The organism is Stenotrophomonas sp. I18B00994, assembly GCF_014145825.1.
GTDB classification, from domain to species: Bacteria; Pseudomonadota; Gammaproteobacteria; order Xanthomonadales; family Xanthomonadaceae; genus Stenotrophomonas; species Stenotrophomonas maltophilia.
This window is the reverse complement of record NZ_JACIUW010000018.1, coordinates 14,422-29,605: the sequence shown is the minus strand read 5'-3', so window position 1 is coordinate 29,605 and position 15,184 is coordinate 14,422. Positions and strand designations below refer to the sequence as shown.

Below are 15,184 nucleotides of genomic sequence, written 5' to 3'. Positions count from 1 at the left end.
GCGGTCAGAGCCCCTTCGGAAATCTGACCTCGGATCTACTTCCCGATGCAGAAACTGGAGAAGATCCTTCCAAGCAGGTCATCGGCACTCATCTGCCCGGTGATCTCGCCCAGCGCGTCATGCGCCAGCCGCAGTTCCTCGGCGGCCAGTTCCAGGTGCTCATGCGCCAGCTCGCCATCGGCGCGCTGCGCGTGCTCCTGCGCACGCTCGATTGCGTCCACATGCCGCGTGCGCGCGGAGAACTCGCCATCCACCTGCTCCCCTGCCCCGGCCGAAGCAATCGAACGCAGACGCGCATGCAGATCGTCGAGCCCGGCGCCGGTGGCGGCCGAAACGAACACCCGGTCCGGATCGTCCAGCGACGGCAACGCCTCCAGCAGGTCCGACTTGTTGTGGATGTAGACCTTGTGCGGCACCGCCGCCACGGCCTCGCCCAGCGCCGCTTCGCCAGCCGCCGGATCGCGCGCATCCAGCACGATCAGCGCCAGATCGGTGCGCTCGATTTCCACATGGGCGCGGCGCATGCCTTCGCGTTCGATGGCGTCACCGCCGTCGCGCAGGCCGGCGGTGTCGACCAGGGTCAGCTCCAGGCCGTCCAGGCGGATGGTCTCGCGCAGGGTGTCGCGGGTGGTACCGGCGATGTCGGTGACGATGGCGCGTTCGCTGCCGGCCAGCGCGTTGAGCAGTGAACTCTTGCCGGCGTTCGGCGGACCGATCAGCACCGCGTGCAGGCCATCGCGCAGGCGACGGCCGCGTTCGGCATCGCGGCGCAGAATGGCCAGATCGCTGCGCGCCTGTTCCAGCCCACGCCGCACCTGCGCGCCACCGAGCGTATCCAGCGGTTCGTCGGCGAAGTCGATGGCCGCTTCCACGTGGATGCGCAGCAGCACCAGCTGCTCGACCACGGCGTCGATGCGGCGCGAGAACACGCCATCCAGCGAACGGCGTGCCGCGCGCGCGGCGCGGTTGTCGCCCGCGGCGATCAGGTCGGCGATGGCCTCGGCCTGGGCCAGGTCGAGCTTGCCGTTGAGGAATGCCCGTTCACTGAACTCACCCGGCCGCGCCTGGCGCGCGCCGAGCGCGATGCAGCGCGCGACCAGTTGCTGCAGCAGCACGGGGCTGCCATGGCCCTGCAGTTCCACCACCTCTTCGCCGGTGAAGCTGTTCGGTGCCGGGAACCACAGCACGATGCCATCGTCGATGACCTCGCCGTCGGCATCGCGTAGGCGCGCGTAGTGCGCGTGGCGCGGGCGCAGTGCAGGCGCGCCCAGCGCGTTGGCGATGGCCGCGGCACGCGGGCCGGACAGGCGCAGCAGGCCGACACCGCCGGCGCCAGGGGCGCTGGCGATGGCGACGATGGTGTCGGTGCGGATCGCGTCGTTCATGGCTCAGAGTTTCTCCAGCTGTGCGCGCGCCTGGGCCGCGCCACTGCCCTGCGGCTGCAAGGCCAGGTAGGTGGTGTAGGCCTGCTTGGCCTTGGCCTTGTCGCCGGCGTTGAAGTAGGCATCACCCAGGTTGAGATAGGCCACTGCACGCGAGGGGTCGATCTTCAGCGTGTTCTCCAGCCAGCGCGCCGCTTCGGCATAGCGCTGCTGGCGGTAGTAGACGAAGCCGAGGTTGTTGGCGGCCTGGGCGAAGTCCGGACGCAGCTTCAGTGCCTCGGTGAACTGCGCCACCGCCTCGTCGTACTGCTTCTCGCGGTACAGCTGCAGGCCGCGGTCATTGGCCTGCTGCGCGCGCTGGCGGTCGGACGCCGGGCCCGCAGTGGGCACCACCAGCTTGGCCTTGCCGCCCTGCAGGTCGGCCACCGTCACCGGCGCCTGGCTGCCCTTGGCTTCGCTGGCGGCTTCAACCTTGTTGTTCAGGGCGATCGCATCGGCGGTCAACTGGCGCGTATCGGCATTGAGGAACTCCTGGCTGTCCGGCACCTGGAACACGAACTCGCCGCCCTGCGAACCGGGCAGGCTGCCGAAGGCCGGGGTCTGGTGTGAAACGGCTGAGACGGCCGGCGCAACGTAGGCGGCCAGTTCGGTACCGGTGATCAGCCCATCGCCGTTGAGGTCGCCCTTGCCGGCCAATGCCTGCAGCAGCACCCAGGTGAACACCGAGTGGCCGTTCGGACCGGCGTCGGCCACCTGCTGGTCGGCACCGCCGGCGGTCAGCATCTGCCGCGCGCTGCGCCGCGCGTTCTCGCGCAGGAACGACGACGACGATGAACCGCCACGGGTCAGGCCCAGGCCGCTGTAGCAGGCATCCATCACGAACATAACGTGCTTGGCCTGCATGCTCTCGGCGATGTTCTGGATGTCGGTCATCGCGATGGCGTCGGTAGCGAATTCCTTCGGGTCCGAATCGACCGGGATGATGTAGCCGAGGTCGCGCCCGGAGGCGAGCTGGCGGGTCGCGCCATGGCCGGCGAAGAACACGAACACGCGATCGTTCTTGCCAGTGCGGTCATCGGCCAGGCGGTCGTGGAAGGCAGCCAGGATGTTGTTGCGCGTGGCCTGCTCGTTCTTCAGCACGATCACCTGCGAGGACGGGAAGCCGAACTGCCCGGTCAGGGTATCGGCCACCGCCTGCGCATCGTGGCTGGCGTACTCCAGCTTCGGCCACTTGGCGTAGTTGTCGATGCCGACCACGATTGCCCAGGACTTCTCGTAGCCGGTGGTGACGGTGGCGGCACCGGTATCGCCCTTGCGCGCACGGGCCACGGTGAAGTCGCGGCCGTTCCAGCCAGCGAACTGGTAGCCATCGGCGATCAGCCGGTCGAGGATCTGCGGCAGCGCCTTCACCGCACGATCGTGAATGTCGTGGAACAGGATGATGCCGCGCTGTTCCTTGTTCACCTGGTCGAGCACGCGCTGCACGATCGATTCCGGCACCGGGTCAGCCCAGTCCATCGAGTCGATGTTCCACATGATCGACTTCAGCCCGGCTTCGTTGAGCAGCTGCAGGCCTTCGGCATTGCGTGCGCCATAGGGGAAGCGGAACAGCGGCGCGCGCTTGCTGTCGACATCCTTCAGCAGCGTGTCGGTATCCAGCACCTGCTGGCGCAGCGCGTCACCGGTGGCGCGCGACAGCTGGGCGTGGGTCAGGCTGTGATTGCCGACCGCATAGCCCTCTTCCATCAGGTTGCGGCTGATCCTGGCCATCGGGCCGAGGCTGACCTTGCCGTCGGCCTCGACCTTGCCCAGGTTGCGGCCCACTTCGAAGAACACGCCCGGCACGTCGTAGCGCTTGAGGATGGCCACCACTTCATCGGTATAGGCCTTGTGCGGGCCATCGTCGAAGGTGAGCACAACAGTCTTGGCCGGCAGGTCGCGTCCGAAGATCTCGCGGTCGCTGTCCTTCATCGACATCGGGTACGGCTCGATCACGCCGTAGTCGCGCAGGATCGCTTCGCGGCTGTAGTCCTTGTGCAGGTGGGCGATGTAGTCGTCCCACTTCTCGCGCTTCAACTCGATGGCGCGGGTGCGCTCGAAGCGGCTGAAGATGCGGGTCAGTTCCTGGTTGTAGTTGCGCTCGATCTCATCAAGCGCCTCCAGGTCCTCACCGATGCGCTGGTGCAGCTTCACCGCCGGCAGCGACGAATCGGTGCCGACCCGTTCATGCAGGTCACGCAGCACTTCGCGGAAGGCCAGGCGGTCGGCGTCGAACAGTTCCGGCGCCGACTCGATGTAGTCCAGCACGGTGCCGAGGGTGGCGAAGCGCTGCGGACTGGAGTCGCGCAGCAGCGTGTCGAACTGCGCGGCGATGGCCGTGCGCTGTTCCAGGCCATCGTGGAACAGCTGCTGGCCCACGCGCGTGGAGGTACCGCGGTCGGCAGCCGACTGCTGTTCCTCGTCGGCCAGCAGCACGATGATGCGGCGGTAGCCGTCGAGCTGCTTCTGCAGCGCGGCCAGCAACGGTGCAGCGGCGGGATCGGCGGCGGCCGCGGCCTGCGCGCTGGGCTGGGTGACCGTGGTCGCCGGCGCCTTCGCGTCCTTGTCGCCACAGCCGGCAACGACCAGGGTCAACAACAGCGACGGCAGGAACAGGCGGAACGACGGCGCACGCTGCATGGAGGACTCGAAGGTGGGAGGAACGGTGTGCCGGCGATTCTAACGCCGCATGCGAAAAGCCCGCCTTGCGGCGGGCTTTTGCTGGTCGGTCGGGCCAGGTGCAGTCGACTGACAGTCGACTCTACCAAGCAGGTGACCTGCGGTCGGGATTACTTCTTTTTGACCGGGGCCGGCGCGGTGGTGGCCGGGACCGGCTCGCCGCCATGGCGCTTGGTCATCCACCACTGCTGCAGCAGGCCCAGGCCGCCGTTGACCACCCAGTACAGGACCAGGCCGGACGGCATGAAGGCCATCATGACGCCGAACACCAGCGGCATGAACTGCATCATCTTCTGCTGCATCGGGTCCATGCCCGGTGCCGGGGTCAGCTTCTGGGTGAACCACATCACTGCCACGTTGATGACCGGCAGGATGAAGTACGGGTCGCGTGCGGTCAGGTCCTGGATCCAGCCGAACCAGGGCGCCTGGCGCAGTTCGACCGATTCCACCAGCACCCAGTACAGGGCGAAGAAGATCGGCATCTGGATGAGGATCGGCAGGCAGCCCCCCATCGGATTGATCTTTTCCTTCTTGTACAGCTCCATCATCGCGGTCTGGAACTTCTGGCGGTCATCGCCATAGCGTTCCTTCAGCTGCGCGATGCGCGGCTGGAAACGACGCATCTTGGCGCCGCTCTTGTACTGGGTTGCCGACAGCGGGTACAGCACCAGCTTCAGCAGCACCACCAGGCCGACGATCGCCCAGCCCCAGTTGCCGACCAGCTTGTGCACCTGGTTCAGTACCCAGAACAGGCCCTGGCCGATCACCGCCATCATCGAGAAGCGGCTGTAGTCGACCACGCGGTCCAGGCCCGGCACGTCTTCCTTGGCGATCAGGTTGACCAGCTTCGGGCCGACCCACAGGCGGGCTTCGGTGCTGGTGGACTGGCCCGGGGCCACGGTGAAGGCCGGGCCACGCGCTTCGATCAGGTCACGACCGGCCACCTGCGACAGCACGTAGTGTGCGGTCTGGTCCTTCTGCGGGATCCAGGCGGTGAAGAAGTGGTGCTGCAGCATCGCCAGCCAGCCGCCGGTGATGTTCTGGTTCAGCGTGCCGTCTTCCAGGTAGTCCTTGAACGCACGACGCTGGTACTTCTTGTCGTTGTCGTACCAGGTGGCACCGTTGAAGCTGAAGGAATCCGGGTTGGTCATGCTCCGCGACAGGATGGTCGGGGTGCGGTCCAGGGTGCGGTAGACGTAGCCGTTCCACGGCGCGGCGCCAGCGTTGCTGACTTCGTCCTTGAAGCGCACGGCGTACTCGTTGCGCGAGACGGTCAGGGTGCGCTTGATGGTCACGCCGTTGTCGGCGGTCCACACGAACGGGATCTGCAGCTCGTTCTGGCCCTTGGCCAGCACGAAGTCCTTGGTGCCACCCACCAGCTTGAAGCCGTCAGCGCCGGGGACCGGGGTGTTCTTGTCTTCGCTGGCCCAGCCACTGATCGCGCTGTACGGGTGCGCGGGGTCTTCGGTCAGCAGGCGGACCGGCGGGCTGCCTTCGTCCTTGGTCTGCGGGAATTGCAGCAGCTCGGCGTCGAGCACGCGGCCGCCGTCGAGCACCAGGCGCAGCACGTCGGTGGTGACGGTCACGCGCTGGCTGGCCGGGGTAGCGCTGACCTGGGCCTGTGCGGCGGCCTGGCCGGGGGCGCCCGGCACTTGGGCGCTGGGGATGGCGCCGGGGTTCGCGCCCGGAACACTCTGTGCGGCTGCCGGGGCCGACGTGGTGGTTGGTGCCGGGGTCGGAGCAGCCTTTTCACGGCTCCACTCCATCCACAGCAGCACGGCCACCATCAGCCAGGCAAAAACGAGGAATACGCGGGTCTGGTTCATCAGCGGACAGGCTCGGCGGGGCCGGGACGCGATGCCGGCTCGGTCAAAGAAGGAGTTGCGATGCCATCAGGCGGCGGCATTGTGCCGTCCACGCCCGGCGTGGGCAATGCACGCAGGCGACGCAGCAGGCGCAGGAAGGCCTGGCGGATCTCGTCGTTGCTGGCGGAACGCGCAGCACTACGAGCCACGACGACAAAGTCGCCTGGCTGGATGTCGGTACGTGTCTGACGCAGGATGTCGCGCAGGACGCGCTTGATCCGGTTACGCCCGACGGCGTTCGGATCAACCTTGCGGGAAACCGCCAGACCCAGCCTGGCCGGCCGGTCAGCCGGCAGCCAGTGCAGGGTCATCAGCGGATCGGACACACGGCGGGCGCCGTTGAAGACCGTTGAGTATTCGGCACGCGTGCGAACCCGCGCAGAGCGAGGGAATCGCTTGCGCGGGTCTGCAGTATTCACTGTCGAAGGGATTGCGTCTGCCGCGGGGTGCGGCATGGCAATCAGGCGCTCAGGACTTTGCGGCCCTTGGCGCGGCGACGCGACAGGATCTTGCGGCCGTCAGCGGTCTTCATACGGGCACGGAAGCCGTGGTCGCGCTTACGCTTGAGGTTGCTGGGCTGGTAGGTGCGCTTCGTGGCCATTGGGGGCCTCTCGTATGAATGGGACGGAAAGAACCGGAAATTCTAGAGAGGTACCCTGCCCAAAGTCAACCCCTGGCAGCTACGCGAATTCACCGGGCTGTGCAATAGCTGTGGATGTTTTTGTGAATAAGTAGGGGACAAGCATTCCGAAGGCGGGCGCTCGGTGGTAGTCTGAGCCATCCATTTCCCCCCTTTCAGGCCTGTGTTTGGGCGCCTTGTCGCGTCCATGCCCCGGCCACCGGACGATTATTGCTGATGGATGCTTGGTCCCGTAGTCTCGAGCGCCTCGAAGCGGAGTTCCCGCCGGAAGACGTTCATACCTGGCTGAAGCCACTGCAGGCCGATCTGCGCGTGGACAGCCTGGTGCTGTATGCACCGAATGCCTTCATCGTCGACCAGGTCCGCGAGCTGTACCTGGCCCGGATCCGCGAACTGCTGGCGCACTTCGCCGGTTTCAGCGACGTTTTTCTTGAAATCGGCTCGCGCCCGCGCCCCGTGGAGGCGCAGAACGCGCCGGTTTCCACGCCGTCGGCGTATGTGTCCAGCGAACCGCAGGTGCCGTTCGCCGGCAACCTGGACAACCACTACACGTTCGCCAACTTCGTCGAAGGCCGCAGCAACCAGCTGGGCCTGGCCGCCGCCTTCCAGGCGGCGCAGAAGCCGGGCGACCGCGCGCACAACCCGCTGCTGCTGTACGGGGGCACCGGCCTGGGCAAGACCCACCTGATGTTCGCCGCCGGCAACGCCATGCGCCAGGCCAATCCGGGCGCGAAGGTGCTGTACCTGCGTTCGGAACAGTTCTTCAGCGCAATGATCCGGGCCCTGCAGGAAAAGACCATGGATCAGTTCAAGCGCCAGTTCCAGCAGGTGGACGCGCTGCTGATCGATGACATCCAGTTCTTCGCCGGCAAGGACCGCACCCAGGAAGAGTTCTTCCACACCTTCAACGCGTTGTTCGATGGCAAGCAGCAGATCATCCTGACCTGCGACCGCTATCCGCGCGAAGTCGAGGGCCTGGAAGCGCGCCTGAAGTCGCGGCTTGCCTGGGGCCTGTCGGTCGCGATCGAACCGCCGGACTTCGAGACCCGCGCCGCGATCGTGCTGGCCAAGGCACGCGAACGCGGTGCCGAGATTCCCGATGATGTTGCGTTCCTGATCGCCAAGAAGATGCGCTCCAACGTGCGCGACCTCGAAGGCGCGCTCAATACCCTGACCGCCCGCGCCAATTTCACCGGCCGCGCGATCACCACCGAGTTCGCCCAGGAAACCCTGCGCGACCTGCTGCGCGCCCAGCAGCAGGCGATCAGCATTCCCAACATCCAGAAAACCGTTGCCGACTACTACGGCCTGCAGATCAAGGATCTGCTGTCGAAGCGTCGGACCCGCTCGCTGGCACGCCCGCGCCAGGTCGCCATGGCCCTGACCAAGGAACTGACCGAGCACAGCCTGCCCGAGATCGGCGATGCCTTTGCCGGTCGCGATCACACCACGGTGCTGCATGCCTGCCGCCAGATCCGGACCCTGATGGAAACCGACGGCAAGCTCCGCGAGGACTGGGACAAGCTGATCCGGAAGCTGAGCGAATGATGCACGGATGCCGATGAGGCGTCATCGCACAAAACGGTGCAGAATCCGGTAGCAAGCGCGGGACACGTTGTGGATAAAAATGGCGTTTGAAATCGCGTCGGTTTTATCCACAGCTTTCCCCACCCTCTGGGGGTCGGTAATGCAGAGGGTTTCGATGCCTGAAATCCTTTTATTTACAAAGACTTAGCGTTGTTTTCCAGCGATTCTGTCTCTACCAGCACCACCAAGCTTTTGATTTATTCCACATTTTTTAAAGCATAGGGGCACGGAACCACATGCGTTTCACACTGCAGCGCGAAGCCTTTCTCAAGCCGTTGGCACAGGTCGTCAACGTGGTCGAACGCCGCCAGACCCTTCCGGTTCTGGCCAATTTCCTGGTCCAGGTGCAGAACGGCCAGCTGTCGCTGACCGGTACCGACCTGGAAGTGGAGATGGTGTCGCGGATCGCGGTTGAAGATGCCCAGGACGGCGAAACCACCATTCCCGCCCGCAAGCTGTTCGAGATCATCCGCGCCCTGCCCGACGGCAGCCGGATTACCGTCTCGCAGACCGGTGACAAGATCACCGTGCAGGCCGGCCGCAGCCGCTTCACCCTTGCCACCCTGCCCTCCAACGACTTCCCGTCGGTGGACGAAGTGGAAGCCACCGAGCGCGTGGCCATCGGCGAAGCAACCCTGAAGGAACTGATCGAGCGCACTGCGTTCGCGATGGCCCAGCAGGACGTGCGCTACTACCTCAACGGGCTGCTGTTCGACCTGCGCGGCGATGCGCTGCGCACGGTCGCCACCGACGGCCATCGCCTGGCCCTGTGTGAAACCGATCTGGCCAAGCCCAGCGGTTCCAAGCGCCAGATCATCGTGCCGCGCAAGGGCGTGACCGAACTGCAGCGCCTGCTGGAGAGCGGCGATCGCGAGATCGAACTGGAAGTCGGCCGCAGCCACGTGCGCGTCAAGCGCGACGATGTCACCTTCACCTCGAAGCTGATCGACGGTCGTTTCCCGGATTACGAAGCGGTGATTCCGATCGGTGCCGACCGCGAAGTGAAGGTGGATCGTGAAGCACTGCGTGCCTCGCTGCAGCGCGCCGCGATCCTGTCCAATGAGAAGTACCGCGGCATCCGCGTGGAAGTCTCGCCGGGCAACCTGAAGATCAGCGCGCACAATCCGGAACAGGAAGAAGCCCAGGAAGAGATCGAAGCCGACACCACGGTCAGTGATCTGGCTATTGGCTTCAACGTGAACTACCTGCTGGACGCCCTCTCCGCGCTGCGCGATGAGGAGGTCATCATCCAGCTGCGCGACTCCAACTCTTCTGCGCTGGTTCGTGAATCCAGCAGCGAGAAGTCGCGCCACGTGGTGATGCCGCTGCGTCTCTGACAGCAACCTGTTCCACGTGGAACCGAAGGACGCCCGGGATCTCCCCGGGCGTTTTTTTTTGCAGGTTCCACGTGGAGCATCGGCGATCGCGGAATCTCCGGGTCTGGGCGAATGTCTTGCTCGAGATTGCTGCTTGCCGATTGTTCTTGGTTGCCCCTCCGATGCAATCGGCCCTGCGCGGTAGGAGTCCAGATTGCTGACCTGGGCGCTGCTCAGCCAACTTCGATCGAGTACGCAGTTCCAGGTCTTCAGCCTGATTGCAGGTGACCCGACCTGGTCGGATGGATGAAGCGGATCGCATCCGCTATCGCAGTGGTTGCTTCATCTGCAGACGTCACTGTCCACAGGGCTGATTGGGGCCGGATCAAAGCTGGCCTAGCTTCTAAATCTGGGTATAAATCTAAAGCATGGTGGTGATGGTAGGCCCAGATTTCGTGGAAAAATGCATTATCCAATTGATTTTGAAGAGATTTATGCAGCTGAAACCCCCTGTATAGAGGCCCCTCAGGCTGGGGGGGAACCTGTGGATAGTTTCGCAGTTCGGGCAAAAGGGCTTTTTTATCCACAGTTTGTCCATATCTTGTGTATAAGTCATACAGGCCCGCTGTGGACAGCGTGAAACTAATGGGCTGAATTCTTTGAAATCTGTGGAACCCTCCACGGCATCGCATCGTAGATTTCAAGAAATCCGCGCGGTGTTCGCGCAACCCACCGTCGGGGGCACCTGGCGATGCTCGCGGAATGAGGCTGAAATCGCTGAAATCTGAAGGCCTGTACTCTGCGCCGCCGCTCAGAATTCAAGGATTCCCGGGCATATCCAGACCCAGGCGAGCCCAGGTGAGGGAGCGCCACCACGTGGAACACGCGTGGGGTTGCCAGGCGGAGGCTTCAGCACAGTGGCGATGTCTGGCGCGTCACGGCTGGCTTGACCGATGCAGTAAGCTGATGGATTCCCTGCCCCACTACCGCCTCGTGCGGATGGTCTTTCGCGCCCCATGCTTATCCGCCGCCTCGCCCTGCACCAACTGCGTCGCTTCAGTGCGGTGGACCTGTCGCCCCAGCCGGGATTGAACCTGCTGACCGGCGACAACGGTGCCGGAAAGACCAGCGTGCTCGAAGCGTTGCACCTGATGGCCTACGGGCGCAGCTTCCGTGGCCGGGTGCGCGACGGTCTGGTGCGCCAGGGTCAGGAAGCGCTGGAAATCTTCGTGGAATGGGACGAACAGCGTGCCGATCACCCGCCCCACCGCCGAAAGGCCGGGCTGCGCCACAGTGGCCAGGACTGGAAGGGTCGATTGGACGGTGAAGACGTCGCACAGCTGGGCAATCTCTGCGCAGCGCTGGCCGTGGTGACGTTCGAGCCGGGGAGCCATGCACTGGTCAGTGGGGGGGGCGAACCCCGCCGGCGTTTCCTCGATTGGGGTTTGTTCCACGTGGAACCGGATTTTCTCTCCCTGTGGCGCCGCTATTCCCGGGCGCTGAAGCAGCGCAATGCTCTGCTCAAGCAAGGCGGGCCGTCGCGGATGCTCGATACCTGGGATCACGAGCTGGCCGAGGCCGGGGAACCGCTGACCAGCCGCCGTCAGCACTACCTGGAGCGTCTGCAGCAGCGCACGGTGGCCCTGGCCGCCCGCCTGGCTCCGCAACTCGGCATCCAGGGGCTGGAACTGAGCCCCGGTTGGCGGCGGCATGAGCTTCCCTTGGCCGATGCCCTGCTGCTGGCCCGGGAACGTGACCGGCAGGCCGGCTATACCTCGGTCGGCCCACACCGGGCAGACTGGAGTGTGGATTTCCACAGCATTCCGGGGCGTGATGCGTTGTCCCGTGGCCAGGCCAAGCTGACGGCATTGGCCTGCCTGCTGGCGCAGGCCGAGGACTATGCGGAACAGCGCGGCGAATGGCCGGTGATCGCGCTGGACGATCTGGCCTCGGAGCTGGATCGCACCCATCAGGCGCGGGTGCTGGAGCGCCTGCTCAATGGGCCGGCACAGATTTTCATCACCGCTACCGAAACCCCGGCGGCGCTGCTGGACCTGACCCACATCGCCCGGTTCCACGTGGAACATGCACAAATCGTGGCTGTGCCATAGTGGGCACACCAGGGCCGCTCGACCCCGGCTGGTATAATTCGGGTTGGAATCCTTTCATTCTCGGCACATCGCGCCAAGCGGTGGCCGACCTGCGGAGCCTACGGCAAGCGCAATGAGCGACGAACAGAACACCCCGGCAAACAACGGCAATTACGACGCCAACAGCATTACCGCCCTGGAAGGCCTGGAGGCTGTCCGCAAGCGTCCCGGCATGTACATCGGTGACGTGCATGACGGCACCGGTCTGCACCACATGGTGTTCGAGGTCGTCGACAACTCGATCGACGAAGCGCTGGCCGGCCACGCCGACCACGTTGCGGTGACGATCCACGCCGACGGTTCGGTCTCGGTGTCCGACAACGGCCGTGGTATCCCGACTGGCAAGCACGAGCAGATGAGTGCCAAGCTCGGTCGCGAAGTGTCTGCAGCCGAAGTCGTCATGACCGTCCTGCACGCAGGCGGCAAGTTCGACGACAACAGCTACAAGGTTTCGGGCGGCCTGCACGGCGTCGGCGTCAGCGTGGTCAACGCGCTGTCGCAGAAGCTGCTGGTGGACGTGTTCCAGAACGGCTTCCACTACCAGCAGGAATTCAGCAACGGCGCCGCAGTGACCGCGCTGGCCAAGCTGGAAACCACCACCAAGCGCGGCACTACCGTGCGCTTCTGGCCGTCCACCGTCGCCTTCCACGACAACGTGGAGTTCCACTACGACATCCTGGCCCGCCGCCTGCGCGAACTGTCGTTCCTGAACTCCGGCGTCAAGATCGTCCTTGCCGACGAGCGTGGCGACGGCCGTCGCGATGACTTCCACTACGAGGGTGGCATCCGCAGCTTCGTGGAGCATCTGGCCCAGCTGAAGACGCCGCTGCACCCGAACGTCATTTCAGTCACCGGCGAGCACAACGGCATCGTCGTGGATGTGGCGCTGCAGTGGACCGACTCCTATCAGGAGACGATGTACTGCTTCACCAACAACATTCCGCAGAAGGACGGCGGTACCCACCTGGCCGGTTTCCGCGGTGCGCTGACCCGTGTGCTCAACAACTACATCGAGCAGAACGGCATCGCCAAGCAGGCCAAGATCAACCTGACCGGCGACGACATGCGAGAAGGCATGATCGCGGTGCTGTCGGTGAAGGTGCCGGACCCGAGCTTCTCCAGCCAGACCAAGGAAAAGCTGGTCAGCTCCGACGTGCGTCCGGCGGTGGAAAACGCCTTCGGTGCGCGCCTGGAAGAGTTCCTGCAGGAGAACCCGAACGAAGCCAAGGCGATCGCCGGCAAGATCGTCGACGCCGCGCGTGCACGTGAAGCGGCGCGAAAGGCCCGCGACCTGACCCGCCGCAAGGGCGCGCTGGATATCGCCGGCCTGCCGGGCAAGCTGGCCGACTGCCAGGAAAAGGATCCGGCGCTGTCCGAACTGTTCATCGTCGAGGGTGACTCGGCAGGTGGCTCGGCCAAGCAGGGCCGCAACCGCAAGAACCAGGCGGTGCTGCCGCTGCGCGGCAAGATCCTCAACGTGGAACGCGCGCGCTTCGACCGCATGCTGTCCTCCGACCAGGTCGGCACGCTGATCACGGCGCTGGGCACCGGCATCGGCCGAGACGAGTACAACCCGGACAAGCTGCGTTACCACAAGATCATCATCATGACCGACGCCGACGTCGACGGCGCCCACATCCGCACCCTGCTGCTGACGTTCTTCTACCGTCAGATGCCGGAGCTGATCGAGCGCGGTTACGTCTACATCGGCCTGCCGCCGTTGTACAAGATCAAGCAGGGCAAGCAGGAGCTGTACCTGAAGGACGACCCGGCGCTGGACAGCTACCTGGCCAGCAGCGCGGTGGAAAACGCCGCGCTGGTGCCGGCCACCGGCGAGCCTGGCATCGAAGGCCTTGCGCTGGAAAAGCTGCTGCTGGCCTACGCAGCCGCGCTGGATTCGATCGAGCGCAACGCACATCGCTACGACCGCAACCTGCTTGAAGCGCTGGTCGATTTCGTGCCGATGGACCTGGAAAGCCTGCGCGCTGCCGGCGAAGGCGAGGGCCTGGATGCACTGGCCAAGCGCCTCAACCAGGGCAGCCTAGGCAGCCCGCGTTTCACGCTGGAACTGCAGGAAGCCAACGACGAGCGCCCGGCCGCTGTGCTGGTGACCCGTCGCCACATGGGCGAACAGCACATCCAGGTGCTGCCGATGTCGGCCTTCGAAAGCGGCGAACTGCGCGCGATCCACCAGGCATCGAAGCTGCTGCACGGTCTGGTCCGCGAAGGCGCGACCATTTCCCGCGGCGCCAAGTCGATCGAAGTCGACAGCTTTGCCAAGGCACAGAACTGGCTGCTCGAGGAGGCCAAGCGCGGCCGCCAGATCCAGCGATTCAAGGGTCTGGGTGAAATGAATCCGGAGCAGCTGTGGGACACCACGGTGAATCCGGAAACCCGCCGACTGCTGCAGGTGCGTATCGAGGACGCTGTCGCAGCCGACCAGATCTTCAGCACCCTGATGGGCGATGTCGTCGAACCGCGTCGCGATTTCATCGAAGACAACGCGCTGAAGGTCGCAAACCTGGATATCTGACACAATCGGGACACGGCCGGCGCGCGGGGAGGCGCGCCGGCCTTCGACTCTTGAACACAGGTACCTGATGTCAGCATCCGCCCCGGTTTCCGCTCCGCCCCCGGTTCCGCCGGCTTCTCCGCCGGCTTCTGCCGCGCCGCGTGCCGTTTCGCCGTTGGCGGGGTTCTTCATCGACCTGGGCATCGCCGCTGTCACCCTGTTCGGCCTGAGCCTGGTCAGCGGCCTGCTGTGGGGTCTGTACCGTGGCGTGGTGGTTGGTTACGCGAACGCGCAGGCTGGCGCTGGCGCACCCGACGCCAGTTCGGTAGCGGCGTCACTGGGCCAGCCCGGCGCGCTTGCGCAGATTCTCATGGCGCTGTTCGCCACCGGTGGCGCCGCGTTGCTGCTGTACTTCTGGCGACGGCCGGCCAACGCCGCCGAGCGCCACGCCTCGCGCCAGGCGCTGCGCCGCCCCTCCACCTGGGGCTGGACCCTGCTGGTGGCGACCCTGATCGTGCTCGGCAGCAACGGCATCGCCTTCCTGGCCAAGCAGGTCGGCGTCGAGCCGGTCCCCACCAATCTGGCGCTGATGCAGAGCGCGATCGCACGTTTCCCGTTGTTCCTGGTGCTGTTCGCGGTGGTCCTGGCGCCGGCCTACGAGGAACTGCTGTTCCGCCGCGTGCTGTTTGGCCGCCTGTGGCAGGCCGGGCGGCCAGGGTTGGGCGTGGTACTGAGCAGCCTCGCATTTGCCCTGATCCATGAGATCCCTGGCACGAGTGCCAATGGCCCGGCCGAAATCGCACAGCTGTGGCTGGTCTATGGTGGCATGGGGGCCGCGTTCTGCTGGCTCTACCGGCGCACCGGCACGTTGTGGGCGGCGATCACCGCCCATGCACTGAACAATGCGGTCGCCCTTGCCGCGATGGTGTTCCTGGGGTCAACGTAACGCCGCGTCCGCTTGACGAAAGATTAAGCCGCTACGCTACACACTCCGCATATGAACACGGGGGAGTT

Annotated in this window: 10 protein-coding genes; 5 read left to right on the top strand and 5 right to left on the bottom strand. The window is 65.0% G+C overall.

Translation table 11 applies throughout. The features are described from left to right. Positions 1–35 precede the first annotated feature (35 nt). From mnmE to rpmH, 5 genes are all read right to left on the bottom strand, one after another. Complete coding sequence (gene mnmE / locus H4O10_RS17185) at positions 36–1,385, bottom strand: tRNA uridine-5-carboxymethylaminomethyl(34) synthesis GTPase MnmE (RefSeq protein ID WP_049453515.1); 1,350 nt, start codon at positions 1,383–1,385, stop codon at positions 36–38. Between the two features lie 3 nt (positions 1,386–1,388). Beyond that, entirely contained in the window at positions 1,389–4,061 is a 2,673-nt protein-coding gene (locus tag H4O10_RS17180; RefSeq protein WP_049453513.1) for a polysaccharide deacetylase family protein, read from the bottom strand. 149 nt (positions 4,062–4,210) lie between these two features. After that, positions 4,211–5,926 carry a membrane protein insertase YidC gene (gene yidC / locus H4O10_RS17175; protein WP_049453512.1) on the bottom strand — a complete coding sequence of 572 codons (1,716 nt, stop codon included), beginning with the start codon at positions 5,924–5,926 and terminating at the stop codon, positions 4,211–4,213. After that, the gene (rnpA, locus tag H4O10_RS17170; protein WP_005411728.1) at positions 5,926–6,420 is read right to left on the bottom strand and encodes a ribonuclease P protein component; all 495 of its coding nucleotides are present in this window, start codon (positions 6,418–6,420) and stop codon (positions 5,926–5,928) included. The genes yidC and rnpA overlap by 1 nt, the downstream gene beginning before the upstream one ends. Positions 6,421–6,425: 5 nt before the next feature. After that, entirely contained in the window at positions 6,426–6,566 is a 141-nt protein-coding gene (gene rpmH, locus H4O10_RS17165; RefSeq protein WP_005411729.1) for a 50S ribosomal protein L34, read from the bottom strand. Between the two features lie 255 nt (positions 6,567–6,821). Between rpmH and dnaA the strand changes: the two genes are divergently transcribed. The 5 genes from dnaA (at position 6,822) to H4O10_RS17140 (ending at position 15,116) form a co-directional block, all read left to right on the top strand. After that, positions 6,822–8,153: a chromosomal replication initiator protein DnaA gene (dnaA, locus tag H4O10_RS17160; RefSeq protein ID WP_049453530.1), complete on the top strand. Its 1,332-nt coding sequence runs from the start codon at positions 6,822–6,824 to the stop codon at positions 8,151–8,153. Positions 8,154–8,428: 275 nt separating this feature from the next. Further along, complete coding sequence (gene dnaN / locus H4O10_RS17155) at positions 8,429–9,529, top strand: DNA polymerase III subunit beta (protein ID WP_005411731.1); 1,101 nt, start codon at positions 8,429–8,431, stop codon at positions 9,527–9,529. Between the two features lie 995 nt (positions 9,530–10,524). After that, complete coding sequence (recF, locus tag H4O10_RS17150) at positions 10,525–11,619, top strand: DNA replication/repair protein RecF (protein WP_049432454.1); 1,095 nt, start codon at positions 10,525–10,527, stop codon at positions 11,617–11,619. A gap of 112 nt (positions 11,620–11,731) precedes the next feature. Then, entirely contained in the window at positions 11,732–14,191 is a 2,460-nt protein-coding gene (gene gyrB, locus H4O10_RS17145; protein WP_005411733.1) for a DNA topoisomerase (ATP-hydrolyzing) subunit B, read from the top strand. 67 nt (positions 14,192–14,258) lie between these two features. Further along, positions 14,259–15,116, top strand: a complete 858-nt coding sequence (locus tag H4O10_RS17140) for a CPBP family intramembrane glutamic endopeptidase (RefSeq protein WP_049453510.1) — start codon at positions 14,259–14,261, stop codon at positions 15,114–15,116. Positions 15,117–15,184 lie beyond the last annotated feature (68 nt).

Excerpts from the sequence above, each read along its gene's own strand:
- H4O10_RS17140 (WP_049453510.1), top strand. The coding sequence starts at position 14,259 with ATGTCAGCATCCGCCCCGGTTTCCGCTCCGCCCCCGGTTCCGCCGGCT.
- rnpA (WP_005411728.1), bottom strand. The coding sequence starts at position 6,420 with ATGCCGCACCCCGCGGCAGACGCAATCCCTTCGACAGTGAATACTGCA.
- yidC (WP_049453512.1), bottom strand. The coding sequence starts at position 5,926 with ATGAACCAGACCCGCGTATTCCTCGTTTTTGCCTGGCTGATGGTGGCC.
- mnmE (WP_049453515.1), bottom strand. The coding sequence starts at position 1,385 with ATGAACGACGCGATCCGCACCGACACCATCGTCGCCATCGCCAGCGCC.
- dnaN (WP_005411731.1), top strand. The coding sequence starts at position 8,429 with ATGCGTTTCACACTGCAGCGCGAAGCCTTTCTCAAGCCGTTGGCACAG.
- rpmH (WP_005411729.1), bottom strand. The coding sequence starts at position 6,566 with ATGGCCACGAAGCGCACCTACCAGCCCAGCAACCTCAAGCGTAAGCGC.
- recF (WP_049432454.1), top strand. The coding sequence starts at position 10,525 with ATGCTTATCCGCCGCCTCGCCCTGCACCAACTGCGTCGCTTCAGTGCG.
- H4O10_RS17180 (WP_049453513.1), bottom strand. The coding sequence starts at position 4,061 with ATGCAGCGTGCGCCGTCGTTCCGCCTGTTCCTGCCGTCGCTGTTGTTG.
- dnaA (WP_049453530.1), top strand. The coding sequence starts at position 6,822 with ATGGATGCTTGGTCCCGTAGTCTCGAGCGCCTCGAAGCGGAGTTCCCG.
- gyrB (WP_005411733.1), top strand. The coding sequence starts at position 11,732 with ATGAGCGACGAACAGAACACCCCGGCAAACAACGGCAATTACGACGCC.